This is a genomic window from Paraburkholderia aspalathi, assembly GCF_900116445.1.
In the GTDB taxonomy this organism is placed as follows: domain Bacteria; phylum Pseudomonadota; class Gammaproteobacteria; order Burkholderiales; family Burkholderiaceae; genus Paraburkholderia; species Paraburkholderia aspalathi.
This window is the reverse complement of the sequence record NZ_FPBH01000039.1, coordinates 38,244-62,290: the sequence shown is the minus strand read 5'-3', so window position 1 is coordinate 62,290 and position 24,047 is coordinate 38,244. Positions and strand designations below refer to the sequence as shown.

The 24,047-nt window shown below is 59.4% G+C and carries 17 protein-coding genes and 4 pseudogenes; 4 read left to right on the top strand and 17 right to left on the bottom strand.

Features of this window, described 5'->3' with window-relative positions:
• Window positions 1-16 precede the first annotated feature (16 nt).
• Window positions 17-1,378, bottom strand: coding sequence for a hypothetical protein (locus BM438_RS38565; RefSeq protein ID WP_093645552.1), 1,362 nt, complete (start codon window positions 1,376-1,378; stop codon window positions 17-19).
• Window positions 1,379-1,599: 221 nt separating this feature from the next.
• Here BM438_RS38565 and BM438_RS38560 point away from each other — a divergent pair, with 221 nt between their 5' ends.
• The 4 genes from BM438_RS38560 to BM438_RS38545 all read left to right on the top strand — a co-directional run bounded on the left by BM438_RS38560 (window position 1,600) and on the right by BM438_RS38545 (window position 6,169).
• Window positions 1,600-2,067, top strand: coding sequence for a hypothetical protein (locus tag BM438_RS38560; RefSeq protein WP_093645549.1), 468 nt, complete (start codon window positions 1,600-1,602; stop codon window positions 2,065-2,067).
• A gap of 121 nt (window positions 2,068-2,188) precedes the next feature.
• Window positions 2,189-4,036, top strand: a complete 1,848-nt coding sequence (locus BM438_RS38555; RefSeq protein ID WP_093645546.1) for a GMC family oxidoreductase — start codon at window positions 2,189-2,191, stop codon at window positions 4,034-4,036.
• Window positions 4,033-5,259, top strand: coding sequence for a ferritin-like domain-containing protein (locus BM438_RS38550; RefSeq protein ID WP_093645543.1), 1,227 nt, complete (start codon window positions 4,033-4,035; stop codon window positions 5,257-5,259). The genes BM438_RS38555 and BM438_RS38550 overlap by 4 nt, the downstream gene beginning before the upstream one ends.
• A gap of 37 nt (window positions 5,260-5,296) precedes the next feature.
• Window positions 5,297-6,169, top strand: a complete 873-nt coding sequence (locus BM438_RS38545; protein WP_093645540.1) for an acetoacetate decarboxylase family protein — start codon at window positions 5,297-5,299, stop codon at window positions 6,167-6,169.
• A 95-nt stretch (window positions 6,170-6,264) separates the two neighbouring features.
• Here the strand turns inward: BM438_RS38545 and BM438_RS38540 are convergent, their stop codons facing one another.
• From BM438_RS38540 to BM438_RS38460, 16 genes and pseudogenes are all read right to left on the bottom strand, one after another.
• Entirely contained in the window at window positions 6,265-6,666 is a 402-nt protein-coding gene (locus BM438_RS38540) for a hypothetical protein (RefSeq protein ID WP_093645537.1), read from the bottom strand.
• Between the two features lie 97 nt (window positions 6,667-6,763).
• Window positions 6,764-8,527, bottom strand: a complete 1,764-nt coding sequence (locus BM438_RS38535) for a RagB/SusD family nutrient uptake outer membrane protein (protein ID WP_143131832.1) — start codon at window positions 8,525-8,527, stop codon at window positions 6,764-6,766.
• 220 nt (window positions 8,528-8,747) lie between these two features.
• Window positions 8,748-8,849, bottom strand: a pseudogene (locus tag BM438_RS46445) (IS5/IS1182 family transposase); the annotation flags it as partial.
• Between the two features lie 56 nt (window positions 8,850-8,905).
• Window positions 8,906-9,624 (bottom strand): annotated as a pseudogene (locus BM438_RS38525) (IS6 family transposase).
• Window positions 9,625-11,530: 1,906 nt separating this feature from the next.
• Window positions 11,531-12,347, bottom strand: a pseudogene (locus BM438_RS38515) (maleylacetate reductase); the annotation flags it as partial.
• Window positions 12,348-12,428: 81 nt separating this feature from the next.
• On the bottom strand, window positions 12,429-12,725 hold the full coding sequence (locus BM438_RS38510; RefSeq protein WP_093645528.1) for an EthD family reductase: 297 nt from the start codon (window positions 12,723-12,725) through the stop codon (window positions 12,429-12,431).
• Between the two features lie 39 nt (window positions 12,726-12,764).
• Window positions 12,765-13,496, bottom strand: coding sequence for a hypothetical protein (locus tag BM438_RS38505; protein WP_093645526.1), 732 nt, complete (start codon window positions 13,494-13,496; stop codon window positions 12,765-12,767).
• Between the two features lie 85 nt (window positions 13,497-13,581).
• Window positions 13,582-14,259, bottom strand: coding sequence for a hypothetical protein (locus tag BM438_RS38500; protein ID WP_093645524.1), 678 nt, complete (start codon window positions 14,257-14,259; stop codon window positions 13,582-13,584).
• A 34-nt stretch (window positions 14,260-14,293) separates the two neighbouring features.
• A complete protein-coding gene (locus BM438_RS38495; protein ID WP_093645522.1) occupies window positions 14,294-14,950 on the bottom strand; it encodes a c-type cytochrome in 657 nt (218 codons plus the stop codon).
• A 10-nt stretch (window positions 14,951-14,960) separates the two neighbouring features.
• A complete protein-coding gene (locus BM438_RS38490; protein ID WP_093645519.1) occupies window positions 14,961-16,445 on the bottom strand; it encodes a flavin monoamine oxidase family protein in 1,485 nt (494 codons plus the stop codon).
• Between the two features lie 355 nt (window positions 16,446-16,800).
• Window positions 16,801-17,184 (bottom strand): annotated as a pseudogene (locus tag BM438_RS38485) (electron transfer flavoprotein subunit alpha/FixB family protein); the annotation flags it as partial.
• A 125-nt stretch (window positions 17,185-17,309) separates the two neighbouring features.
• Entirely contained in the window at window positions 17,310-18,599 is a 1,290-nt protein-coding gene (locus BM438_RS38480; RefSeq protein WP_093645516.1) for an acyl-CoA dehydrogenase family protein, read from the bottom strand.
• Between the two features lie 168 nt (window positions 18,600-18,767).
• Window positions 18,768-19,454, bottom strand: coding sequence for a TetR/AcrR family transcriptional regulator (locus BM438_RS38475; RefSeq protein ID WP_093645514.1), 687 nt, complete (start codon window positions 19,452-19,454; stop codon window positions 18,768-18,770).
• 246 nt (window positions 19,455-19,700) lie between these two features.
• Window positions 19,701-21,044, bottom strand: coding sequence for an NAD(P)/FAD-dependent oxidoreductase (locus tag BM438_RS38470; RefSeq protein WP_093645591.1), 1,344 nt, complete (start codon window positions 21,042-21,044; stop codon window positions 19,701-19,703).
• A gap of 178 nt (window positions 21,045-21,222) precedes the next feature.
• On the bottom strand, window positions 21,223-22,464 hold the full coding sequence (locus BM438_RS38465; RefSeq protein WP_093645511.1) for a thiolase family protein: 1,242 nt from the start codon (window positions 22,462-22,464) through the stop codon (window positions 21,223-21,225).
• Window positions 22,465-22,489: 25 nt separating this feature from the next.
• The gene (locus tag BM438_RS38460; RefSeq protein WP_093645508.1) at window positions 22,490-24,043 is read right to left on the bottom strand and encodes a class I adenylate-forming enzyme family protein; all 1,554 of its coding nucleotides are present in this window, start codon (window positions 24,041-24,043) and stop codon (window positions 22,490-22,492) included.
• Between the last annotated feature and the right edge of the window lie 4 nt (window positions 24,044-24,047).

Genomic DNA, 24,047 nt, shown 5'->3' with positions numbered 1-24,047 from the left:
GAATGGTGGCCGGACGTCACTGAACGCCCGCGCGTGACAATGGTTTGTTCTTGTCGTTGTGTACCTGCTTGACTTGTGCCGCCGGCATCGACGTCGGGAAAATATCCGGGTGTGTCTGCAGGAAATTGACTAACCCCACTTCGAGCTGCAGCGAGTAGTCAAGCGGCTTACGGCCCGAATCGAACGGCTCACCCGATGGAATGTTACGGAACCATCGTGCGACATCGTCGCTGCCTGAAGGCACCATCTGGCCTTGTGGCAGCTCAGCCGTCGAGTGGCACGACATGCAGGATGAATTCGGGTTGTCGACGGGGCCGTTCAGGCGCCCCTGGTATCCGACGTGCGACATGTTGACGTCCGGATTCAGCCAGGTCTGCTTCAACTGACCGGTGCTCGGGTAGTCAGGATCGTTGCCCCACATCACACCCACGGGAAAGACATTGCGCCAGCCAGTAACGGCCGGATCCGATGCGTGTCCCGGACCGCCGCCATAGATGAACGTGCCGAATATCCAGCCAGTTTCTTTCGCACGGCTGTCTTTCACGGCAATATCAATCTGAAGCAGACGCACCTTCTGGATCGAGCGTATGTTCAGCGGATGCAAGCGTGGGTCACCCACCCCGGTGTAGACGTAGGCCTGCCATTCGGGCGAACCTGCCAGATACGGAACCTGATCAACGGGTGCCGTCGTAAACAGCAGCTTGGCCGCCACCGTTCCCTCTGGCATATCGGCGAGATCGGGGTTGGGATCGCCATGCTTCGCCCAGACCTTGCCGATCGTTACACCGCCCGGCGCATTGTAAAAGCCGACGGCATAGTTGCTCCATTGCAGTGTCTGCTTCGGATCCAGCTCCTGGCTGAGCGACGTCCGCTCGCGCGTCAGTCCGTGGACGAATTCCCGGCCGTTCACGCCATGGTCCTGCCATGGCGCGTTATACCAGCCGCGGACGGAATTCAGCGCTGGATCGAAGCTGTCTTCGACGCTGGAGCGGATGTTCCCTTCATAGAAGTACTCGAGCACGGATTGAAGATATTGCCCGGGTTCAGTGTAGGGGTTGAGCTTCCGCCAGGGCTGCGCATCGGTCGGCGCAGTCGACGGATAGTTTTGCGCCAGCTTGAAGATATGCCCGCTCCAGCCTGCGATGGGCTTCATGAGCGCATCGCAAAACGGGGTCGTCGGCGTATCGCAGTTTTTTCCCGTCGGCTGCGCAATGGTCTGCCCGTGCGCAGTCAGCACGATCGCGGCTGTTACAGTCGCCACGCCGAATGAAATCATCGCTTTCGATGCAGGCAACATACGCGCGGATGCAAATAACATAAAATCCCCCTCTTTTTTATAGCATTTATCGTTTTTCGGAAGTTCGAAAATGAACAACATTAACGGCTGCGAAGCCGCTTGCAATACCTGTCAACCTTGGCAGGTACAAACCTACTCCTAGTCTCAATACATTATTGAAAGCGATGCTAATGAAAAAGAGAAAATGTTTTTTGCATAAAAATTGGCACCCAGCGAGAAATATTGGATTCGCGTTTCTAAAAAATCCAGTGGAAATGTGATGCGCTAATTTCAATTCCATTTCAATTCGTGGCAGGTAAAACATGAATTCCCACAATACCGACTCCGTCGATAAAAACGCGCAGCGCCTTTCGATATTCCTGAAAGGCAGCGCCAGAATTCTCGAGTTCTCGTCGATCACACTGCTGGGCACGGGCATCGGCTCGACGCTCTGCGACTTTTTCATCGAGCAGCTTGGGCAAGAGCGATTCGACGCATGGAGCGAGCGCCTCGCGGCGCTGCCGCCCGGCGGACCGGACAAGGCACAAAGAGTCGAAGCGCTGCTCGGCGACCCGGCGGACGGCCCGCCAACCAGGAACCTGATGTACGCGTGGTACACCGGCACATGGAACGCAATCCCCGGCGTGCCCAACGACACGACCCGCGTGATTTCGTCGCGCGCGTACCAGGAGGCACTCGTGTGGCCGCTCATCGGCGCCCATCCGGGGGGGGCGAAGCAACAGGGCTGGGATGCATGGTCCCGGCCGCCTTCCATGTCGCCGTTGCGCTGACGCTTAGCCGCCTCTGCGCGCGTCATCGCGTACGGCGCGGCACACATCACAGCGCATGTCACTACGGACGCCTCCGGGCGTCTATCGCCAGGCACCACCTGGCTCCAAACCGGGGATTCAGATGAAAATCGAAGCGGCTCAAACAGCGCTCGCGCGCCATTACGACGTCGTGATTGTCGGCGCGGGCATTTCGGGGGCAATCCTCGCGCGGCGTCTGGCCGAGCGCGGGCGTCATGTGCTCCTGCTGGAGGCGGGCACCGGCTCGGGCCTGAACTTCACGCATTACACCCAGTTTCTGGAGACTTTCTATCAGGAGCAGATCAAGATTCCGCAGGCGCCCTATCCGAACAACCCGAACGCGCCGCAGCCGAACGAACTGCAAACCGCCATCATTGGAGAGAACGAGGAGCCCGGCGACGGCTATTTCGTTCAGCGCGGCCCGCACCCCTACCGCAGTTCTTATACGCGCTATACAGGCGGCACGACGCTGCACTGGTTGGGCACGTCATTGCGCATGCTGCCCGACGATTTCCGGATGCGCTCGCTGTACAACGTCGCGCAGGACTGGCCGCTGCAATACGAGACGTTTTCTCGCTACTACGAAGAGGCCGAGCGCGAGATAGGTGTGTCGGCGAATGTCGAGGAGCAGGCATATCACGGCCAGTTTTTCCCGCATGGCTATGTGTACCCGATGCACGGTCTGCCGCAGAGTGTCGTCGACCAGACTATGGCCGAATCGCTGAACGGCCGCACCTATGAGATCGACGGCGATGCGCATCCGCTCGGCGTGATATCCACGCCGGCCGGGCGCAACGGCGTGCCGAATGCAGCCTACGACGGCGGCAGAGGCTACCAGCCGGTCGGTTCGGTCAGCTCCCGGGCAGTTGGCCATCGCTGCATGGGCAATACGAGTTGCGTGCCGATCTGCCCGATACAGGCAAAGTACAACGCGATGAAGACGCTCGTTGCGAGCCAGGGCGATCTGGTTACGCTCGTCACCCAATGCGTCGCGAGCGAGTTGCTGATCGATCCGGACACCGGCCGCATTACCGGTGTGCGTGTGAAGAGCTATGCGAAGCCTGGCGAACCCGAGCATCAGACCTACGTTGCGCACGGCGACGCGGTCGCGCTGTGCGCGGCACCCATCGAGAATGCGAAGCTGCTGCTCGCGTCGGGCGCCGCGCGCACCAGCGGCCTCGTCGGCGTCGGGCTGATGGACCACCCGGTGTTTCTGACGTGGGGGTTATTGCCGCGCCAGGTCTGGCCGTTCCGCGGACCGCTCGCGACCTCCGGCATCGAGGGGCTGCGCTGGGGCCGTTTTCGTGGTCGGCACTCGTCGTTTCGCATCGAGATCGGAAACGACGGATGGGCATGGCCGACCGGCGCCCCCGCGCAAGACGTCCAGGACTGCCTCGATGCAAAGCTGTGGGGACGAGAGATGCAGCGCGCACTGGTCGATCGCGTGACGCGACAGGTGCATCTGTCGTTCCTTGTCGAGCAACTGCCCGAAGCGGGCAACAAGGTTACGCTCGACGACCGCTATCGCGACGCGCTCGGCAACCACAGGCCGGTGATCCACTACAACATCAGTGACTACACGCGCGGCGGTTTCGCCCTGGCAAGCAAGGTGGTCGAGCGGATATTCCACCATTGCCGAATAGCGAACCATACGAAATATAACGATCAGTACCCCCATTTCGACTATGGCGGCACGCCTTTTAACTATCAGGGCGCCGGTCATTTCATGGGCGGCCACCGGATGGGTAGTCATCCGAACGAATCGGTCGTCAACGCCGATCTGCGTAGCTGGGATCACAAAAACCTCTACCTGATAGGCTGCGGCAGCATGACCACCAGCGGCACGTCCAACCCCACGCTGACCGCCGCCGCGTTGAGCTGCCTCGCCGCGGACCGGATCGACGCGGCACTGGGCCGGCACGCGCAGCTAGTCACGGGAGACACCGCATGAAACTGATCGAACAAATCCGCCTGCTGGACGACTACAAGGAATCGAAGGCGCGCAGCGCTTATGACCCTGAGCATTCGGAGCTGCCGCCCAGCCTGCCGCAGCCCGGTCTCGATGCAATCATTCCAACCCTCGCGCGGAGCTTCCGCGACCTGGCTGAAGCAATCGGATCAACCAGCTTCGAAGCCGATCGCGCGGATCTGCTGCGCGATCTGCAGCAGGCGCTGCTGCTCGAGCATGCCACCATTCCGCCGTATCTGACCGCGCTCTATACGCTCGCGCCGAATAGTAGCTGGCAGGCGCTCGAGGTGTTGCGCTCGGTTGCCGTGGAAGAAATGCTGCATCTGACGCTGGTCGCGAACGTGATCAATGCGTTGGGCGGCACGCCGCGCACCGACGAAGCGGCGTTCATGCCGGACTATCCGTCGCCGCTGCCGTTCGACATCGACGGTATCGTCGTCAATCTGTACGGCTTTTCACGCGAAGCGGTCGAGCAAGGCTGTACGATCGAGCGGCCGAGTTCGATTCGGCCCGACGTGCTGTTCGCCGCAAAACCCGCCGACGGCAGCATGACCATCGGCGAGTTTTATCTGCGCATTGAAGGGAAGCTGCGTGCGCTTGTCGAACGCTACGGCGAAGCGCTCGTGTTCAGCGGACATCCGTCGCGTCAGGTCACTGCAGACTATTACTACGACGGCGCCGGCGCAGCGTTTGCCGTTACCGGTATCGTGTCGGCGCTGCTCGCGCTGGAGACCATCCGCAACCAGGGCGAAGGCGTCACCGACAGAATCTGGACAGGCAACCGCGAACAGTTCAAGGGCTTTCCTGAAGTCGCGCATTACTTCCGCTTCAGCGAGCTGCTCGCGGGACGCCAGTATCAATGGAACGACACGGTCGAGACCGGCCCGCGCGGCGCGCCCTTCGAAGTCGACTGGTCGGCCGCGATCCCTGTCAAGCCGAATTGCAAGCTGGCCGATTTCCGGCACGCGCCGGAGCTTCACGAGAGCGCCGCGGCGTTCAACGTCGCGTACTGGGATTTCCTGCGCATGATTCAACGCGCGTTCGACGGAGAGCCGGGGCTCCTGCAGCAAGGCATCGGCTGCATGTTCAGGCTGAAGGACCTGTTCCAGCGGCTCGTCAACACGCCGCTGCCCGATGACCCGCAAGGCCGTCATGCCGCGCCGACCTTCGAATATGCGCCGCCGTCTGTGTCTGCAGCGCGCTGACGCTTGGTTACTTCCCCCCTCCTGACAGGAAATCACCATGCCGATCACCCTTCCTTCAGTGTCCGCGCCGCTCGCATTGCCGTTCTACTACGCGTCGCTCGTCAACTGCGTCGTCCACTACCTGGTCGAAGCGCGGCGCGTCGAGCCATTCCTTGCGAAGACGCCGCTCAAGGCTGCGCTGTTCGGCGACCGCGCGTCGGTTGCGTTCAACTTCCAGGCGTACTCGGCGCAGTTTTCCGGCGGTCGCGGCGCACCGGCCGCGCAGTGGCCGGCCAGTTGCATCGGCGTCACACAGGAACTCGAGTTGAACATCGTGGCCTACCCGGCCGCGCAGGCAGCGCTACTGCCCGAAGTGAGCTTCGAGCAATGGGTCATGGGCGACGAGCAGAGCAAGCTGATGGGCAATCATCGCGTGTTCGTGCCGTGCGACAGCGACAACGCGATTCAGGCCGGCATCGAACTGTTCGGCGAGCCGAAGTTCAAGACCACGTTCGGTGTGAACCTGCCGTCGTTCAATCCGGTACGCAAAGCCGACGTATCCGTTTTCGAACCCGACTGGGTCGACGCGTGGAGCTTCAGGGTCAACGACCCGGAAACTCCGGCCAACGACATCTTCACCTGCGTCGCCGATCTCGCGGGGCTCAGGCGAACGCCTGGCAATGTGTCGTCGATCGTCGAGTACGGCGTGCATGACAACCGCGCGATCGCATGCCGCTGGAACATCCTGCAGCCACTCGACACGTATTGGCTGACTGCCGACGACGCGCGGCGCGTGACGCTCAGCTACGGCCGCAGCAGCCACCCAATGCAAAAGGCGATGAGGGAACTGCTCGACGGCGCGCACGCGCAAGCGGTGCAGACTTTCCTGTCGGCGCCGGCCGCGATTCAGAGCCGCGCCGTCTTTATCTGATTCGAAGGGATTCTTGCCGCGGCGCTTTTGCCGCGGCGGTCTCTCGTCGCCTGAAAGCCGCTTAGTCGCAGGTTTTCAGGCTTTTTTGCTGTCGTTCACCGCTCTGGGTTAGTGGCGGTGATGAACGGATCAAAGCTCTGAACGGTATTCTTGTTCAGCGTCAGATACATCCGGTACTCGACTTGGGTGCCTACGCTATTTATTCTCCCGCCCCAAGTGTCGCTATCCGTTTGCGGATACGGAGCGGGATTGACCATGCCCATGGCTATGATGTCGCCGTCGAAGCGATTGATTGAAACATCCTGATCGGGATCGATGGACTCGACTCTCCACACGACCGTATCGCCGTTCTCGCAGACCGTGCTTAGCTCATCGCCACCCTCACCGGACGATTTTCCCGTCAGCGAATCGTCCACCATATAGACATAGTCCCCAAGACGCCCGGTGTTAATGGCCTGAGCTACGTTGACCGCTATCAGAATGTTGACCTGTGACATGACACGCTCCATTTAAAAGTGAAGTGAACTCTGGGCTTGCATCACAAACGGCATTCGAAACTGAGATGAATGCAGAAGCGCAGCAATCAGTGACGTCTCAGGGACGTCTTAAATACGTTGCAAAGCGAGCGAATGATTTGTCGTTCAGTGACTTGCTGTCCCATTCCGGCGCCTGGACCGGCGCATCGAACAGGATGAAACTGAAATCTCCGCCGGCAGCCTGTGAATTGCCGTGGCAACCCATGCAGCCGCCCATGTTCACGCCCACCCCAATGTGGCTGGTATTGAAATAGGCGACGTTATGTAGATCGCCGTTTTCCGCCGTGAAGTCAGTGATGTTGAACTGCTTTCCATTGAAGTCAACGAATTCTCCGCTGAATTTTTGCAGGTTATAGTCGGTCTCAATAACGCTGTTGGACTGATAATAGGTCGAGCGCGGATAGTCATCGATTCCAGACACTTTTCCCGTAATGGGCACGTACTGCACGTTCACCAGCTTGTAGTACATCCAAACCGGGGTTCGCTGTAGCTTTTTCTGTGTGGCATACAACGCGATCGCACTATGCGCAATCTGGTTGACATCGACTATTTCCCGCGGTATTTCGTTGATTCGTTTATTGACGAGGATAATTCCGCCGTCCGGAAGGCCGTGCTCGCTGCCGGTAATGTTCTGGTAATAAAGCTGTTTGCCGGGAGTAGCTGGATAGCTGCCTTTAACTGTGAACTGTTGCTGCGTACCTGGCCCGGCGTTTTGCGAGACGATATTTGGCGTCATTGGCGTCGTATTGGTCAGCACCCGGTAGTTGCCGTCAACGTCTTCAATGGGCGTGCCATTCGCGTCGGTGATATTGTCTGCCTGCTCGAATGTCGCATAAATAAAGTACGGCGCAGTGGGCGTCTTCTGGATGATGTGAAGCCCGACAAGACCCATTGGCTCGTCAACGGCGAGGATATTGGCAGCGCTGTTATCAGGGGAAACATAATGGCGAACCTGCGTGATATAAAAACGGCCGGACTTCGCCTCGTCGGCAGTCAGTTTGCGCCATCCTGCCTTTACTTCGATCGTGCCGTTCGGAAAGCTGACGCACTGGCCTGTCGGCAGTTGATTGTCGCAGTTGTTCGATCCCGGCGTCGGGTCGCCTTTGCTTTCCTTTACGAAGGCGTTGGTTCGGGAAAACAATTCAGGCGGCGGATGCCACCACTTGTTGGACGTCACGTACGTATATTCGGCCCGATTGGCCTTTGCCATAAAAAGTATCTGGGCATTGGTATCCTGCGGGATGCTCGAGACGATACCGGCGTAGATTTTGTTCAATCCGATCTGGCTATTTTCATCGAGGTTGATCCACGGTGTCTGATAACCAGGATTTTTTGCACCGGGTGGCAGATTGACGTTGACGCCAGCGCCCTGGTAGCTGTACGAAGGCGGTTGATCGTAGCCGTAATCTTTTTTCCCGCTGTCGGCCAGCATATTTTTCACAGGAAATATCTCGACCTTCCCGCGGAATGTGTGCCAAACAAGCGGGCCTGTGAACGACGAATCGCCGAAAAATCGTGTCGTGTCGGGCGTGTCGCGCGCCGGTTTATTCTGAATGCTGGTGGCAGCCGGCCAATTCAGAGAGATGAATTCCTGCCACGCGAAACTCGCGGCCTGCTGCAATGTCGCGCAGGGCGAATTGGCATGCCCATTTACGTTAATATCCGCGGGCGTAACGTAATCAACTGGAACTGTAACTGGCGTCTTATCCGGCACTGGACAAACACACGCCCCGACTTCTGGATAAATTGCGAGGAACCCCGATCCCGCTATCAGCACCATCACATGCAACAACGAGGTGCGGAGTCGAATAGACGATGACATGACAATCCTCGAGGTACTGCCGGGTTATTATGGCCGGCATTTGTGTTTTTTAATTCTATCGAAGAACGATGCCGCGCTTACCTATCCGTTTTGATAGGAAAATAAAAACAACGAATCAATACGCATAGCTGAATTGTATTCAGCAAGGTTCCGGTCATTCGATGGCCTGCAGCGCAAAATCCGCATTTGCCACGGCCAGACGTTGCGCCACTAGAGCGCGCTAGGCACTTTGAAGAACTGGCTCCGCGTGAACGAGCATAAGGATTGCGAAGACCACGAAATGAAGTCTGGCAAGCGATTCGGGTAGTCGTTCGTAATCACGTTGGTTCTGGTGCAAATAGGAAAGCAGGTTGAGAAGTTGCCTACAGAAAGGGTGGCTTATCGCGTGGACAGGACCGTATTCCATACGGCGGGCGCAGTAGCCTCCTTGAGGCCGAGCTCCGTGAGATCGAACTGGCCCTTGCGAATGCGATGTGTCAATTCGATACCTGAAATTGTGGTCGCGGCGCTCCTGAACCGCTTGAATCCAAGTGTCACGTTCGTTCTGGACTTGATGTGGCGATGGTCCTGTTCGATCACGTTGTTCAGATATTTTGAGGACCGGACCTTCGTGTTTTCAGGCAGCAAACCATCGGCCTTCATCTCGCGCACCGCGCGGTGCGAGGCCGCGTAGCCATCGAGCGTGATGGTCTCAGGCTACTGGCCCTGATGCCTGATAGCCTTGCTGAAAAAGGCTTTGGCCGCAGCCACGTCGCGCCTCGCCCTGAGCTTGAAGTCCACCGTCTGGCCAGCCCGATCCACCGCCCGGTACAGGTAGACCCACCCGCCGCAAATCTTCAGATAGGTCTCGTCGACACGCCACGAGCGACCCGTAGGCATAGCAAAACGGTTCCAGCGTTTGGCAGTTCGGGCGCATAACGCCTCACCCAGCGCAGGATTGTCATGTGAGCGAGCGACAAACCCCGTTCGGCCATCATCTCGACCAGATCGCGTAGGCTGAGCTTGTAGCGCAGGTACCACCGAACACACAGAATGATGATCTCCCGATCAAAATGACGTCCACCGAACAACTCCTCCAGACTTTTCAGCTTGCGCATCGCAGGTCATCGGTTCGTTCTGCTCCAACAACTCTAACCGATTCGTCGATCCTATTTGCACCAGAACCATTTCAATCACGGGCCATCGTAAGTAGACAGGAAAAAGTACGACCGCTCCTGTCCACTCCATTCTGAAATGTCTCTCCATCGTTGATCATTTCTTTTATGTCAACTAATTAGGATACCGAATAATATTACTCTAGGGCTGCCCTGCATAGACCTGTTCCTGTAATTTCGGGCACGGCAAAGCGCCGACATTAACGAAAGAACAAGTCCTGCACCGCGTGTAGCGCACGAAACTGTTCCGCCGACACTGAACGTGCACGATTTCGTAACCCGATCGGCAACTGCTCCGCACACTGGGTGACCATGGAGCGTGGCTGAACAGACTTCCGCTGTGAACGAGGCCAGTTTTTTGAGAACGGACGAATCCCTCGCGAGGTCGCATCGCGACCGGCCTTCTGGCATGGGCAAGCCAGATTGCCTCGCGTACCCGGCCGGGCAGTCTGGAAAGCTGGATGTGACGTTGCCACGTGCAGAATTGCGGCAGACAGTTAGTTGCATTTTTGATCTCGTGCTATCCGTTCGAATGGCGAGCTTTTCCGGGATTGAAAAGCTGCGGCAAACGCGACGGGAGTGAGTGGGTAGCCGGAGTTTCTGTTCGACAACCAATCGAGTTTTCCGACCGGCATCCGTTGCGCATACATGGTCACACGGAGGGCTAAACTCGATGTTGATCACTCGCCCGTGAACACCCTCCCCCGGAATCTGGGCCTAAAACTGATAGCCCGATCACGCGAATCGCCATCTCGGGAAAAACTTCGCTGGACTATCGATGCCGCGACGGCTTAGATGCCGATCGCGCCGGCGTGCACCGGTTAGCCTGCATCTCAGCGACACATCGGTGTTTGGCTCGTACCGAACTGACAAGCCGCGTGTACGATATAAGCGGTTAATCTTGAGTTTCGGGAGGCGACATGAACGCGAACGCGGTGTGTCCGCTGCACGGACCAACGACCGTAATCCGCACGAATTCATTCGGGTTTCCGGTCTATGCGTGCTGCTGCAATGACGTGACCTCCATGACGCCTCCGGATGCGTGCGCGAGAGCGCCGACGCAACGCGGACATGACCCGCAGCCCGAACAACCGAAGACGAGGAAAGAATGACATTGACGATCAAGCTTGCTGCCTGCGTGGCGACGGCAGTCCGCAATATGTGACCCTGCTGCGGCGCGAGGTCGATCAGATTTTTCAGTTTGACGTAATCGGGCGATGCCTGCCGACATCGCTGCATAGAGTCGTTGATTCTTGTCCTCCAGGGCTGCATTCAGCGCCACTACCAGTTCTTCAGTGTTCGTTGCCACCCTCAACCCTCGCGCAAGTACTCGCCAGGCGCGTTGATGCGACCTGCTCAGGACTATCCTAATGGCCCGGCCGTTCGAGCGTGTCGGATACGCCAACGTAGCTGATCCACCCTGAACCGCCCTTCAAGCACGCATAACGTCAACGGCAGCTCTTTTTGGGCGCAACGGCCGTTCCATTGAGCACCGGGTGTGACAAATCATCGGCCGATGCTACCGTTCGCATGTTGACGCCGGCATGCCCGCTCACCCCCAGCAAAGCAGTCGTTCGACAGTGCGAATCGCGAACGGCCGATGTGACATCGGCGAACGCGTACTTTCGACCCGGAGCGGGCTCTCAATCCGCAACTGCCCGGTGACCGGTTTTGAGGTACAACAGACCTCCGTATTTGAGCACATCCGGCACGCTCGCCGCTTTGCAGGATATGTTTGGTCGCACCTCACCACCGGAACGATGCTTATCAACAATGTCAGCGGAGAGCGATCGTCTTTTTCAACCATATCGAAGCACCGTGCCTGCGAACCTCCCTTAGACATCCCTTTTCAACGGCTACGCGGACGGGGAGCGCCCTCCCAGGCGCGCTGTAGCAGTGCTCTAAGCGGCTCCTCCTCAATCAATCGCGGATTCCGGTATGGGTTCGACGACGCCACTTCGCACGCGTAATCAAGGTCGGACTCGCTCAACCCAATCTCGCGAAGGCCTCGCGGAACGCCAAGTTCTTCGTTGAGTTGATAAAGACCGTCTGGCGCTGAGTCTACGCTCAACGCTCTGGCGATTCGGCCCATCGCCTCATCCGCAACGATACTGTTATAAGCGAGAGAATGAGGCAGAACGATTGCGTGCGTCTCAGCATGATGGAGGTTAAATGTTCCACCCAGGGGTATGGCACAGCTTGTGATAAAGAGCCATGCCAACATTGCTGAGCACCTTTCCGCACAGCCACGTGCCATAGAGGCACTCGCTGCGCGCCGCTTTGTCCTTGCTGTTCATCACGCCACGCAGGCCATTTGCTAGTGAGCGAATACCTTCGTCCGTCAATAGCAACATGACGGGATCTCCGTCCTTTGCGTACAGCCCCTCCGCAGCATGAGCGATAGCGTTGAGACCGCTGACAATCGAGAGGCGAACCGGGAGCCCGATGGTCAACTCCGGGTCGTACAGGACCGTCTTGGGAATGACCTTGGCATCGCGACCGGTTTTCTTCAGGCCGTTTTCAGTTATCCCGTAGATGGGAGTCATCTCCGACCCAGCATACGTCGTAGGTATCGCGATGATCGGCAACGACGATTCGAGCGCGATCGCCTTGCCGAGCCCAATCGTCGAACCGCCACCAATAGCCACCGCACAGTCTGCGTCGACCGCCAGTTCAGGCATCAGAAAGCGCGGTGGTGCGATGCACGCCTCGCGGCAATGGTGAAGTCAGGCCAGCCGCGCGATTGGTCAGTCGTCCGCGCAGAAAATCGTCGGCGTGATATTGGTAAAGTTCTTCACGTCGCCGATCACCTCGGCCGTTTTGGCGGATGAGAGGACCATATTGATCCCGACCTGATCGTTGAAACGCAGTATCGTCACGCATGCAAAGGGTTGCGGCTTTGGTGATGGAAACAGCACCTCGGCTGATTGCAGACCGAACTCACTCCAAGCCACCCGGACAAGCGGGGCATGGGTCGAAAGGTAATACTCGCGGTCAAACGTCGCACCTCCTGCGCTCGGGTAGCTCACGATCAGGGTAGTCATATTCAATTCCGCGTTGAGATGTGTTTGAGAGTTGTTGTTTCAGGTGGTTGCGCCAACGCCTTGCAAGCCTGCCGGCACCGTTCGTGCGCGGCGCAGCAATTGCCAGCCGAACAACAACATCCACAGCGGCAGAACCAGCACCACGACCATCTCGCTCGCATTCGAAAGCGCGTCGAGATTCGGAAAAAAACCGAACAGAAAGAAGACCCCGAAAGCCCAACTGACGATTTTCAGCAGAAATGATCCCTTCCAACCCGCCTTTTTGAGCGCGTTGGCGGCAATCGATGTCCAGAAGAACACGAGGGGACCCTCAATCCACCAGAGGCCGTTTTGCGTCCCATTGGCTAACGCCGTCCATACCGCCGCCGCGGCGTTTCTCGTGACATCGTCGCCGCCCGCATATAGATGTGCCAGTGGGTGAAGAATTGCAAACTGCATGACAGCGCCGGTCACGCCCACCACGACGTACAGCACGACGGCCATCGCCACCATGTTGCCGAGTGCGCCCAACTCCTCACGAAATGCGTGCACAAAGTATCCACCGATGGCGAGGAAGGGCAGGTAAAAGCCGAACACGTCGGCAGCCATGCACCAGCGAAACAGGTCGCGGGTGTTCGGAGGCAATGCCAGCATCGATGCACCGTGCAGCACCATATCCGCATCCGGGCCGGTCACCGCCACCGATAATCCAACATTCGCGTACGCCAGCAGGCCGCCGATGATGGCACTCCAGGCAGTGAAGCGCATTACCTTGCGCGAGGTCTGATTCATCACAAATCTCCGTGGGAAACGTTCAGCGTTGCCCGCGTTGGACGTCCAGTTGCATCTGGAGCGCGGCAACAGCGAGGGCTTTGGCTCAATTACCGTATGGAACGGGGTTATTTGACGCGACACTCCCGCTTCGGGCACGCTCCAGGGCGCAGTAGCCGTAATAGACCGCTGGCATGAAGTAGGCCCACGTGCACAGCGCAAGCGTGAAGAAATTGAGTACGACGTTGGTTTCCTCTCCAGGGATCTTGTAGAAGTCGTAAATGCCGGCAATCGTGAGTGATGTCACCAGCGCCACTGCCACCCCCAACGCCTCAAGCATTGCGCCGATGTTCAGCAATCGCTTGACGAAATAAGCGAGATAGATCGACAGCCAGATCCACATCGCCAGATAGTAGTAAGGCAAAACGCCGGCGATGAAATCCGCCCCCACGAGAACGAAGGTGAGCGCAAAGGAAGCGACGAATACCGCGACGTCCTGGCGAATTGACGGCTTGTAGCCGTGCGTAATCGCCATCAGACCCGCGACGGCGATGATCGGCATACCGAATCCGCGAGAAAACGCATCAAAAAAGTGCGAAATCTCATAGGACACTGCATTGCCGGTGGCAAAAAATCCGATGGCGTTCGTCGCCGAGGTACCGACGATCCACATCTCCAGCCCGAGAAGATAGTTTCGTTTCCTGATGATTTTCCAGCCGTAGAAAAATGAACTCACCGCCAGCAAGGCACTAGACAGCATAAGAACTAAAGATCTGAGGTCCATCGCTAAACTCCCAACTCCGGTTGCAATTGATTGGTCAATTTTTCTTCGGGTCAAGGCTTGCCAGATAGGTGGCAATGGCCTTCCGGTCTTCGGGCGAAAAACTTGTCGCAAGGTTTTTCATGACGCCGGTGGGCTCGCTGCGGGTGCTGGAAGCGAACTCGTCGAACTGAGCGAGCAGATAGTCGTATCCCTGACCAGCCAGACGCGGAAACTGGTCATGGCCCATCAGTTGGGCGCCGTGACATGCGACGCAGTTGCCCGCGGCCACCAGGCGCTGTCCCGTCTCGCGCAGCCTCGCATCCGGCTTGAAGTAGTGGTTCGCGACCGGGGTCGCACTGGCGAAATATTCAGCCAGCGATTTGATCTGCGGATCGCTCATCGTCATCGCGAGAGGCCCCATGTTCGGATTGCGCCGCGCCTCACTCGCGAAATTGTGGAGCTGGGTTTCCAGGTAAGGCGATGGCTGCCCCGCCAGGCTCGGATACCCCTGATGTAGCGAATTGCCTTTGACTCCGTGACAACCCATACAGACATCGGTCACATGCGGCCAGGCGCCGCCATCAGCCAGGTAAGCCCTGGTCGACGTCGTGAGATAGCTCTGAAGACGGTAAAGACCCAGCAGATCGGCGCCGAAAATGGCCAGCAGCAGGACAACAACCAGAGGAATGCTAATCAATAGAATTTTTTTCATCGTTGCCCTCCTACGCCCGACGCAGGACATTGAGCGCCTGAAGCGCCCCGTGGTGGCCCGAGCGCACGGCGCCATCCATGTAGCCGGCCCAGATGTTCGCAGTCTCCGTCCCCGACCAGATCAGCTTCCCGCACGACGGGCGCAGCGCCTCGCCGTGAGCACTCCAGAAACCCGGCGGAATGGCGGAAACGCAGGTCAAGGTCCAGCGATCGACCCGGCCCCAGTCCTGATCGTGGTAGGCGATGGGCGACAGTGCTTCGTCGCCCCATGCCTGCGCGTAGAACTGCTTATGCATGGCCATTGCCGCGTCCCGCTCGGACGGGACCATCGCATTCTGGATGAACGCATTGATGACCCCGATCTCGCCGGCGGGAGGGGAATTGTCGTAGGCCCAGAGGATCGGGCCATTGACCTGGAAGATGCTGCCATTCATGCCCTTGTCGCGCCAGAATGGGCGCCGATAGACCATGGCCGTCTTCCGCGCTGGGGAATGCGCGGGCCAGGCGCGCTGCAGGGCAGCGCGCTTTTCTGGCAGGGGTGGATCGAATTGCATCTGATGACACAAAGCCGGATGGAGGGCCATGATGACGGTCCGTGCCCGCACTTCGCCAAGGTCTGTGTGCAGGGTGACGACGTCGCCGTCCCATCCGGAAATCTGGTAGACCGGAGAAGACAGGCGCACCCTGTCACCCAGTTGCTCGGCCATCTTGATGCTGAGAATTTGCGAGCCGCCGACGAAGCGGGTCTCCTGGGCGCTGTGCTTGATGCTGTCGAGCTGCGAGTAATCGCAATCGGCTGAATTAACCATCGAAAGGAAGTGCAGCATCCCCATCTTTGCTGGCGCCGCGCCACCCGAAAGAGTAATGCTGCCATTCCATGCAACCTGGTCTTCAGGCTTGATATCCTGCTTTTCCAGCCAGTCACCTACCGAGAGCTTGTCCAGTTCGCCGGCCTTCGGGGAAGTCCACGGTGCACCACAAGGCACGTCGCGCGAGAGCTTGCTGAGCTTTGCCCCGATCGCCTCGTCGGTGCCGAACGTACCCTTCAGATCGACTGTCACGCGACCGTCGCCGCCCAGAATGACCGTGTTGCCGTCGTAATAGGTCGGGAAGGTTCCGACACCCAGTTCGCGTGCGAGATCCGCGACGGCGGTCTGGCCGGGCCCGATCCATTGCCCGCCGACTTCCGAAACGTACCCGCCGGGGATGTCGTAGTTAAATGTTCGCCCTCCCACGCGATCCCGTGCTTCCAGCACCAGAAAGGATTCGCAGCCCGCCTGGCGCAGATCTCGCGCGGCGGTCAGTCCGGCCAGCCCCGCTCCTATGATGGCGACGTCGAGAACGCCGTCCGCGCCGGGCGCGGCCTTGGTGACTGCGGCATACGCCTGTTGGCTGCCCATCGCGAGCGTGCCCACGGCAGCCGAGGCTCCAGCATATTTGAGCCATTGCCTGCGCTGCAGGTTTGCAGTGCCGCCAGGGGAAGATTTTTTTGCCATAGTGTCTCTGTCTACGTGATGAAGGTCCCCGCTGCTCGCGGGTCACCGAACCTGCTCCGCTCAGGCGCCAGACCCAATATCCGGTCGATACACCGTGCTGCGCAGCTTATTGGTATTCCTATTCATAACCATGCGCGAACCTCTTCGGGGACCGTGAGATCCGCTGTCTCAGCGAACTTTTAATAGTACATACGACTAAACATAGGTCATGATACCAATTAAAATTGGCAAAAAAATAAAGAGATTTCCTCTGTATCTTCAAAAATGTCTCGCGATGTTTCACTTTCGCACGCCCCGCTGGGCACCGAAGCACCGCGTCATAGAAAATTTCGACGATCCTGGCAAGTGAGCGGGATTACACCAGCGTGCGCCCGGCATCACGGGCGCACCTCCGGCTGAGCGCCCAGATTGACGACGCCAGCTCCGGCACGACAGCGAACAGATCGCCCACTAGGCCGTAGTCGGCCACGCTGAAGATCGGTGCTTCTTCGTCCTTGTTGATCGCCACGATCACCTTCGAGTCTTTCATGCCCGCCAGGTGCTGGATCGCGCTCGAGATGCCCACCGCGATGTAGAGCTGCGGAGGCACGATCTTGCCGGTTTGACCGACCTGGTGATCGTTCGGCACGTAGCCGGCATCTACTGCAGCACGCGAACCGCCAAGAGCCGCGTTGAGCTTGTTCGCCAGCGGCTCCAAAACCTTCGTGTAGTTCTCGCCGCTGCCCAGCCCCCGGCCAGCCGCCAGAACTGCACGGCTCAATATAAGCGGTAGCATTCACGTCGCACTTCTAAGCAATAAATTAATTCGAGCCAAGATAGACGGTGCATCAACGCGAAGCCAATACATCGGCGCCGACGGTCTGGTTACTCCTTCGTCCACCCGTTCTGATAGAGCTTTCCTGCCAGGACACCCAGACGCAACGTGAGGTGGTAGTTCTCGCCGTCTTCGATCAGCGCGGAGCGCACATCGCGGAACAGCTTCTCGATCGGGAATTCGCGGGTAGTGCCGTTGCCACCGAAAAGCTGAAACGCCTCGTGCGTGATCTTCATCGCTTCTTCGGTCACGCTGACCTTGGCCTGTGCAGTCGCATACGGATGACTCTTTGGAGACAGACGCGAGAATGCGAGGCTGCGTCGCGCAATCGCACGCGCCATCTCGAGGCGCCGCAGCATCTCGCCCACGCGCAGTTGCGTCATCTGGTGGTCGATCAACAGCGCCCCTCCTTGCTTGCGCTCGTGGCAATACGCCAGCGCGAGTTCGAACGCGGCGCGGGCCACGCCCACGAACACCTGGCACATGTGCGTTCCGGCGAACGACCAGGTAGAGGCAAGATTGCCCAGATATTCGTCCTGCAGCGCTATGGCGAAGCGCTTGGGCACCTTCACATTGTCGAAATAGATCTCGCCCTGCGGCAGCGAGCGCTGGCCAATCTTGTCAAGCGGCTTGCCGCGCGAGATACCCGGCAGATCGAGCGGAAGAATCATGCCGATGCCGTTCGTGAATGCACTTCGTTCCCCGGTACCATAGAACCCATCGCCATAATCCGCCGCCATGTACGCGAGCGCCACCTGCGCAACTGAACCGTTCGAGATCCACGCGGAACTCTGCCCGTTGATGACGATTTCGTCCGCGCCCACCTTTGCCGTGAGGTTACCCACCGGCTGCTTGCCGCCCGCGCTGATCTCATCGCGGTAGAGGATCGCGGCATCGGTGCCACGGTCGGGCTGCGTGTTCATCCAGCAACCAATCTTGCCGGTGCACATGTCGATCAGTTCCTGATTACCGATCGACTGCGCCATCATCAACGGAGCGGGCGCCACGCCGATCGAAACGGCAAGCCCTGCATCGCCCCAGCCGAGTTCTTCGCCGATCAGCGATTCAATGCGCACCGCCATGTCTGGCGGAAGCTGCGCGAGCAACTGCGGATCGAGGCCGAGTTTCGCGCTCTCCATCATGGCTGCCCAGTACGGCGAGCCGGGCGCGATCACTTCCTCCGGCGTCATGCGGTCGAGTTCGCGGCCGACGGGTTTCAGCACATCTCGCGCCAAACGGTGAACCGTGTCCTGGATGGCACGCTCCTCCTCGCTCATCGGCGTTTCGAAGCCGTTCAATCCGGCCAGCGGCAACCCTACAGACTTATGCAGTCGAATCATTTCGGTACTCCTCCTCTCGTAGATGCATGTCGACCGGACTGCCTCGCAACCCAGTCACCCAGCCTGTAGATCAACATACCAAACATAGGTAACAATACAAAACAAAAGGTGAAAAAAAAAGACAGGGTATTCCCCCGTCCTTTCTTAGCCGGCATTGCGCTGTGGCTGCTAGGCCGTCTCGGCGGCCACCGTCTTCCCCCACACCAGGTTACGCGCGGTCTCGAGGTACATCGCCTCGAACCCTCGCATGTACGCGCGTTTGCTGCGCGTGGTGCCCAGATGAAGTGTCATGCCGTCGACCATCGAAATGAGCAGCACGGCAATATGTGCACTCTCGGCCGCGCCACGCTCCGGGTTCACGGCACGAATGAGCTTGGCAAGTTCGCTCGTCAAGGTGTCGTACCACTCGTCCCGCATCTGTCCGCATTCGGGATCGGTAGACGCAAACGAAAAGAAATGCCACCACAGCGGGATGTTCTTCGCGTCCTTCGCGTCCTGTAGCCCCAGATCGAGAATGGCTTCGATCGCCGCGCGCGGCGAGGCATTGCTCTGGAGCGCCTGTTTTAGCGCGTCGAGATACGTGTCGATTACGGGCGCCATGACCGCCCGCAGGACGGCGGGCCGCGTCGGGAAGTAGTATTGGAGATTGCTGACACTGATTCCCGCTTTCAGGGCGACGGCACGCAGCGAGAAGTCCATGGGGCCGCTCTCGAGCAAGAGCTTCCTTGCCACACGAATAATGGCATTGCGCGTACGCACGCCCTGGGCTCGCAAACCGTCGGGTGCGGTTCCCGTGGAGGGCGCTGCGCCCGACGTGCGCCGCTTACGGGCGCTTGGCTCTTTTGGCACTGTCATCGCTTTCCGCCTTGAGTGAGGTAGACGCCTCGCCGAGGAGAGGCAACGCGGTCACACGAACCGCTTCCTAGGTAAACATGACTATACCTTACACGAGGCTGAACATCCATATGGCCCGCCGCAGGGTTCGAGCCCCCTCCTCATCGCCTCCATTTACAGTAGCCAATCGTCGAGCCACTCGCCCAATGCCCCAAGCGGGCCGGGTCGAGGTATGTTCGCTGCAGGCGTCCCATAGCGCTACGCGCGTTATGCACGCAACGCCTTCGCCGCGCGCGCCTTGTCGTTCACGCGGTCGTCCAGCGCGTTTGTCACGCCCAACGCCCCATTAATGACGCACCATCGCAACGGCTCGGGCAGCGTGGATGGCGTCTTGTGATCCAGCGCCAAAAGGAGCGGATTTTCGGTGCCGTGAATCCGCCCGGCGATCATGTTGCCCACCATCGACTGCGCGGCCACACCATGCCCGGAGCACCCAGCGCTGTAGAAGATGTTCCGATGTGCCCCCGTTGTCCCGACGACTGGCAGCGCGTCATTGGCCAAACTGATATAGCCGCTCCAGCATGCCCGCAGGGCGATGTCCTTAAGGATTGGAAAGCGATCATGCAGAGCCGTGCGTAGCTCGCGATACGACTCGTAGTCGGGCACGTTCGGCGTTTTGGAGCCGTACGGGTAATGGATACGCTTCGTCGTCACCACGAGTGTGTTGTTGACGGTCAGGCGGTGGCTTTCCATGGTCCAGTGCGCCGTCACGATACCTTCACGTCGCGGCCAGCCCAATGCCTTGCGCTGAGCATCGGAAAGCTGTTCGGTTTCAATCGCCGAGACTCGCAACGGCACGACCTTGTCTGCAAGCAGGCCGAGCTGCGGCGTATAAGCGTTGGTGGCCAGCATCAGAGCCGGGGCGCTCGCACTGCCTCGCGGTGTTTGCACCTTGACGACCGGCCCCTCCGTGTAAGACAGCAGCGGCGTATTTTCGTAAATCTTAACGCCTGCGCGCAACGCTGCGCGCCTGAGTCCCATTACGTACTTGCCGGGATGGAGCGTGCCGCCGCGCGGCACGTAGTTGCCAAACAGAAACGCCGGCGGAATGCCACGCGCATGCATCTCAGCCTGATCGAGAAACTCTGATTGAAAGCCCAACCCGGCGCCGGTTCGCATGTCCTCGCGCACCTTCTCTTCCTGTGCGGGATCAATGCCTGCACGGATAATGCCGGTCTGGTTGTAGTCGCAGTCAATCTCGTACTCTTTGAGCTTGCCCTCCACGAAAGGAACAGCGTCTTCGTAGTAGCGGACGATCTCCTTCCCTTTTTCGTTGCCGATGCTCTTGAGAAAAAGATCGTACTCGAGCGCGAGTGCGCCGGCCAGATAGCCCGCGTTGCGTCCACTTGCACCAAAGCCGGCGAACTCTCGTTCGAGCACGACTACTTTCGCTCCGTGCCTGACCAGTTCCAGCGCAGCCGACAGCCCGGCAAAACCGGCGCCGACTATGACCACATCCGCACTCACGTCGCCGACGAGTTCCGGCTGCAGATCGCCCGGCCTTTCCACCCAGCCGCCAAGCGCGCGGTACTTCTCCATGTCAGCGGTCATTCTGGCCTCCTCCACGGGTCCAGGCGATTCGACGCGCGAGCATTGCGTAGCCGCCACTGCCGGCACCACTACGGCTGCGGCCGCCGCGCCTTTGATGAAAGTGCGGCGGCTCACTCCGGAACGCGAGCCCTCTTGCTGACCTGCCTGTGCTTCTGTTGTCTCGCTCATACATGCTCCATCAAGCCTTGCTCAGAATGTGGACGGCAAGCGCCGCCTCTTCGATACCCTGAAATCCGCCGCCGTTTTCCTGAATTGCGTGCCGCGCGCCAGATACCTGACGCGCGCCCGCCTCGCCGCGCAGTTGAGTGACCAGTTCGTATAGCTGACCAATTCCCGTCGCACCCAGTGGATGTCCCTTCGATTCGAGGCCGCCGGATGTGTTGATTGGAACGCGCCCACCGAGGGTGAAGTCGCCGCGCTCGGCTGCGGGGCCGCCCTGGCCTATCGGGACCAGTTGCAGATTTTCGGCCTGGATGATCTCCCCCATCGCAGACGCGTCGTGCACTTCTGCGACATCCATGTCCTCGGGGCCGAGGCCTGCCTGTTCATAGGCCTGCAGCGCCGCCAGGCGGCCGATGTTCCTTTCCGGCTCGTCGACGTGTCGGCGCGTGAAGCTGCGAATCACGCTCGCCGCGATCCGGATGCAACGCTTGTGGTCGGCGCCGATGCGCCGCAGTCCCTCCTTGGTGCAGAGGATCGCCGCTGCCGCACCGTCCGTAACTGGCGCACACATCGGCAGCGTGATCGGATACGTGATCGGCGGTGCCGCAAGCACTTCATCGATCGTGAACGGCTGCCGGAACTGCGAATACGGGTTGTGCACCGAATGCAGATGGTTCTTCGACGACACGGCGGCGATCTGGCGTTGCGTGGTGCCGTAAGTCTTCATGTGATACCGGCACAGCGCGGCGTAGACCGACATGAAGCGGCTATAGGGCCGATCGGACTCCGATCCGGGCGGCGGCTGCACGCCTTCGCCGAGCTTCATCAGGCTGGCGAAGTTCTCGTCGACGCGCGACACGTCCCAGCCCGCCTCGAACAGGGCGAATGATTTCGCCTTGTCCGCGACGTTCATCTTCTCCGCGCCGAGTGCGAGCGCCACGTCGCAGGCACCCGACCGAAGTGCCTGCGCTGCGAGATGCACCGCGGTGCTCCCCGATGCGCAGGCGTTTTCAACGTTGTAGACCGGAATGCCTTCAATCCCGATCTTGCTGAACACGACCTGCCCCGGAATTGACAACTGCCCCTGCAGCGGCCCGTTGGTGATGCCGGCGTAAAAAGCCGCGCCGATCGCCTCTGCGCCACAGCCCGCATCCTTCAATGCTTCGCGTAGCGCTTCACCCGCGAGATCGTCGATGCTGCGCTCGAAGTGCCGGCCGAACACGGTCATAGCAATGCCAGCGATGTAAATGTCGCTCATGGTGTTTTATCTCAACGTGGCTGAATCAGATCCGGCGGGTTTGGCCCTGCCAGTACTGCTCGCGCAGATCCTTCTTCAGCACCTTGCCGGCCGTGCTGCGAGGGAGTGCCGCGATGAAGTCCACGCTCTTCGGTGCCTTGACCGAGCCGAGCTTCTCCTTGCACAACGCCAACAGCTCTTCGGCACTGACGCTCTGACCCGCGTTGAGCTCGACCACCGCCTTCACCGCCTCGCCCCACTTTTCGTCGGGCACGCCGATCACCGCGCAATCCTGCACCGCCGGATGCATCCAGATCACCTGCTCGACTTCGCTCGGATAGACGTTGAAGCCACCGCTGATGATCATGTCCTTCTTGCGATCGGTGATATGCAAATATCCTTCGGCATCAAGATGGCCGACGTCACCCGTGTGCAGCCAGCCGTCCACGATCGTCTCTGCTGTCTTGTCGGGCGCCTTGTAGTAGCCCTTCATCACGAGGTCGCCGCGCACGCAGATTTCACCGGTCTCGCCCCGCGGCAGGATCTCGCCTCGCTCGTTCATACTCTCGACGCGCACGAGCGGATTGGGGCGGCCAACCGAGGAGAGCCGCACTTGCGGCGCAAGCTTGCCGTTCACAAAGTGCTCGGCCGGCGTGAGATACGAGATCGAGGCCGGGGCTTCCGTCTGGCCGTAGCCGCCGGCCATGACCGGCCCGAATACCTCGATTGCGCGCTTGAGCTTCTCCACTGACATAGGCGCGGCGCCATACAGAAAGTATTTGAGCGACGAAAAATCCTGGTCTTCAATCCCGGGGATATCGAGCAGGCGATAGATGACTGTCGGCGGCAGGAAGAACTCCGTGACCCGATGCTTCGCGATCGCCGCGAGTAGACGCGCCGGCTCCGGCTTGGGCAGCACGACCACCGTGCCGCCGCGCGCAGTGCAAGGCAGCGACAGCATCCCCGCGGTATGGGTCATGGGCGCTGCGGCGAGATTCACCGGACGCTCCACGCCGTACGTAAACGCCATCATGAACTGCGCGAAGTAGGTCTGAAACGCGCGGTGCGTGTTCATCACACCCTTCGGCAGGCCCGTCGTTCCGCCCGTGGCCGAAAGCGTCACGATGTCGTCCATGTCGTAGGTGATGCGTGGCTCGTTCGCAGGTTGCGCCGCGCTCCACTTCTCGAGCGACGGCGCCCACGGCAGATCGGCATCGATACAGACCCAGATCCTGACTTTAGGCAAGCTGGGACGCAGCGCCTCAATCTCCCGCGCGAATGCCTGATGAAAGAACAGCGCCTCGCAATCGAACGCGTCGAGGAGGTACTGGTTCTCCTGCGGCGCGTTGCGCCCGTTAACCGGGATCCACACCACGCCCGCACGCCACAGCCCCAGCGTGCAGGTCCATGCCGTGACGTCGTTGTCGGCCCAGACCGCTGCCTTCGCTTCCTTTTCGAAGCCGGCGGCGAGCAGGCCGTTTGCGATGCGGCACGACAACGTGTGCACCTCATCGAACGAATAACCACGCTCGTCCTGGATATACGCGATACCGTTGGGGTTGATGTGCCAACCGCGGTCGAAGAAATCAATGATTGCCATATCC

What these genes read in the sequence shown, in the direction of transcription:
- BM438_RS38545 (WP_093645540.1), top strand. Translation starts at nt 5,297, where the DNA reads ATGCCGATCACCCTTCCTTCAGTGTCCGCGCCGCTCGCATTGCCGTTC.
- BM438_RS38535 (WP_143131832.1), bottom strand. Translation starts at nt 8,527, where the DNA reads ATGTCATCGTCTATTCGACTCCGCACCTCGTTGTTGCATGTGATGGTG.
- BM438_RS38550 (WP_093645543.1), top strand. Translation starts at nt 4,033, where the DNA reads ATGAAACTGATCGAACAAATCCGCCTGCTGGACGACTACAAGGAATCG.
- BM438_RS38565 (WP_093645552.1), bottom strand. Translation starts at nt 1,378, where the DNA reads ATGTTGTTCATTTTCGAACTTCCGAAAAACGATAAATGCTATAAAAAA.
- BM438_RS38465 (WP_093645511.1), bottom strand. Translation starts at nt 22,464, where the DNA reads ATGAGCGACATTTACATCGCTGGCATTGCTATGACCGTGTTCGGCCGG.
- BM438_RS38470 (WP_093645591.1), bottom strand. Translation starts at nt 21,044, where the DNA reads ATGACCGCTGACATGGAGAAGTACCGCGCGCTTGGCGGCTGGGTGGAA.
- BM438_RS38510 (WP_093645528.1), bottom strand. Translation starts at nt 12,725, where the DNA reads ATGACTACCCTGATCGTGAGCTACCCGAGCGCAGGAGGTGCGACGTTT.
- BM438_RS38460 (WP_093645508.1), bottom strand. Translation starts at nt 24,043, where the DNA reads ATGGCAATCATTGATTTCTTCGACCGCGGTTGGCACATCAACCCCAAC.
- BM438_RS38480 (WP_093645516.1), bottom strand. Translation starts at nt 18,599, where the DNA reads ATGATTCGACTGCATAAGTCTGTAGGGTTGCCGCTGGCCGGATTGAAC.
- BM438_RS38490 (WP_093645519.1), bottom strand. Translation starts at nt 16,445, where the DNA reads ATGGCAAAAAAATCTTCCCCTGGCGGCACTGCAAACCTGCAGCGCAGG.
- BM438_RS38475 (WP_093645514.1), bottom strand. Translation starts at nt 19,454, where the DNA reads ATGACAGTGCCAAAAGAGCCAAGCGCCCGTAAGCGGCGCACGTCGGGC.
- BM438_RS38495 (WP_093645522.1), bottom strand. Translation starts at nt 14,950, where the DNA reads ATGAAAAAAATTCTATTGATTAGCATTCCTCTGGTTGTTGTCCTGCTG.
- BM438_RS38540 (WP_093645537.1), bottom strand. Translation starts at nt 6,666, where the DNA reads ATGTCACAGGTCAACATTCTGATAGCGGTCAACGTAGCTCAGGCCATT.
- BM438_RS38505 (WP_093645526.1), bottom strand. Translation starts at nt 13,496, where the DNA reads ATGAATCAGACCTCGCGCAAGGTAATGCGCTTCACTGCCTGGAGTGCC.
- BM438_RS38560 (WP_093645549.1), top strand. Translation starts at nt 1,600, where the DNA reads ATGAATTCCCACAATACCGACTCCGTCGATAAAAACGCGCAGCGCCTT.
- BM438_RS38555 (WP_093645546.1), top strand. Translation starts at nt 2,189, where the DNA reads ATGAAAATCGAAGCGGCTCAAACAGCGCTCGCGCGCCATTACGACGTC.
- BM438_RS38500 (WP_093645524.1), bottom strand. Translation starts at nt 14,259, where the DNA reads ATGGACCTCAGATCTTTAGTTCTTATGCTGTCTAGTGCCTTGCTGGCG.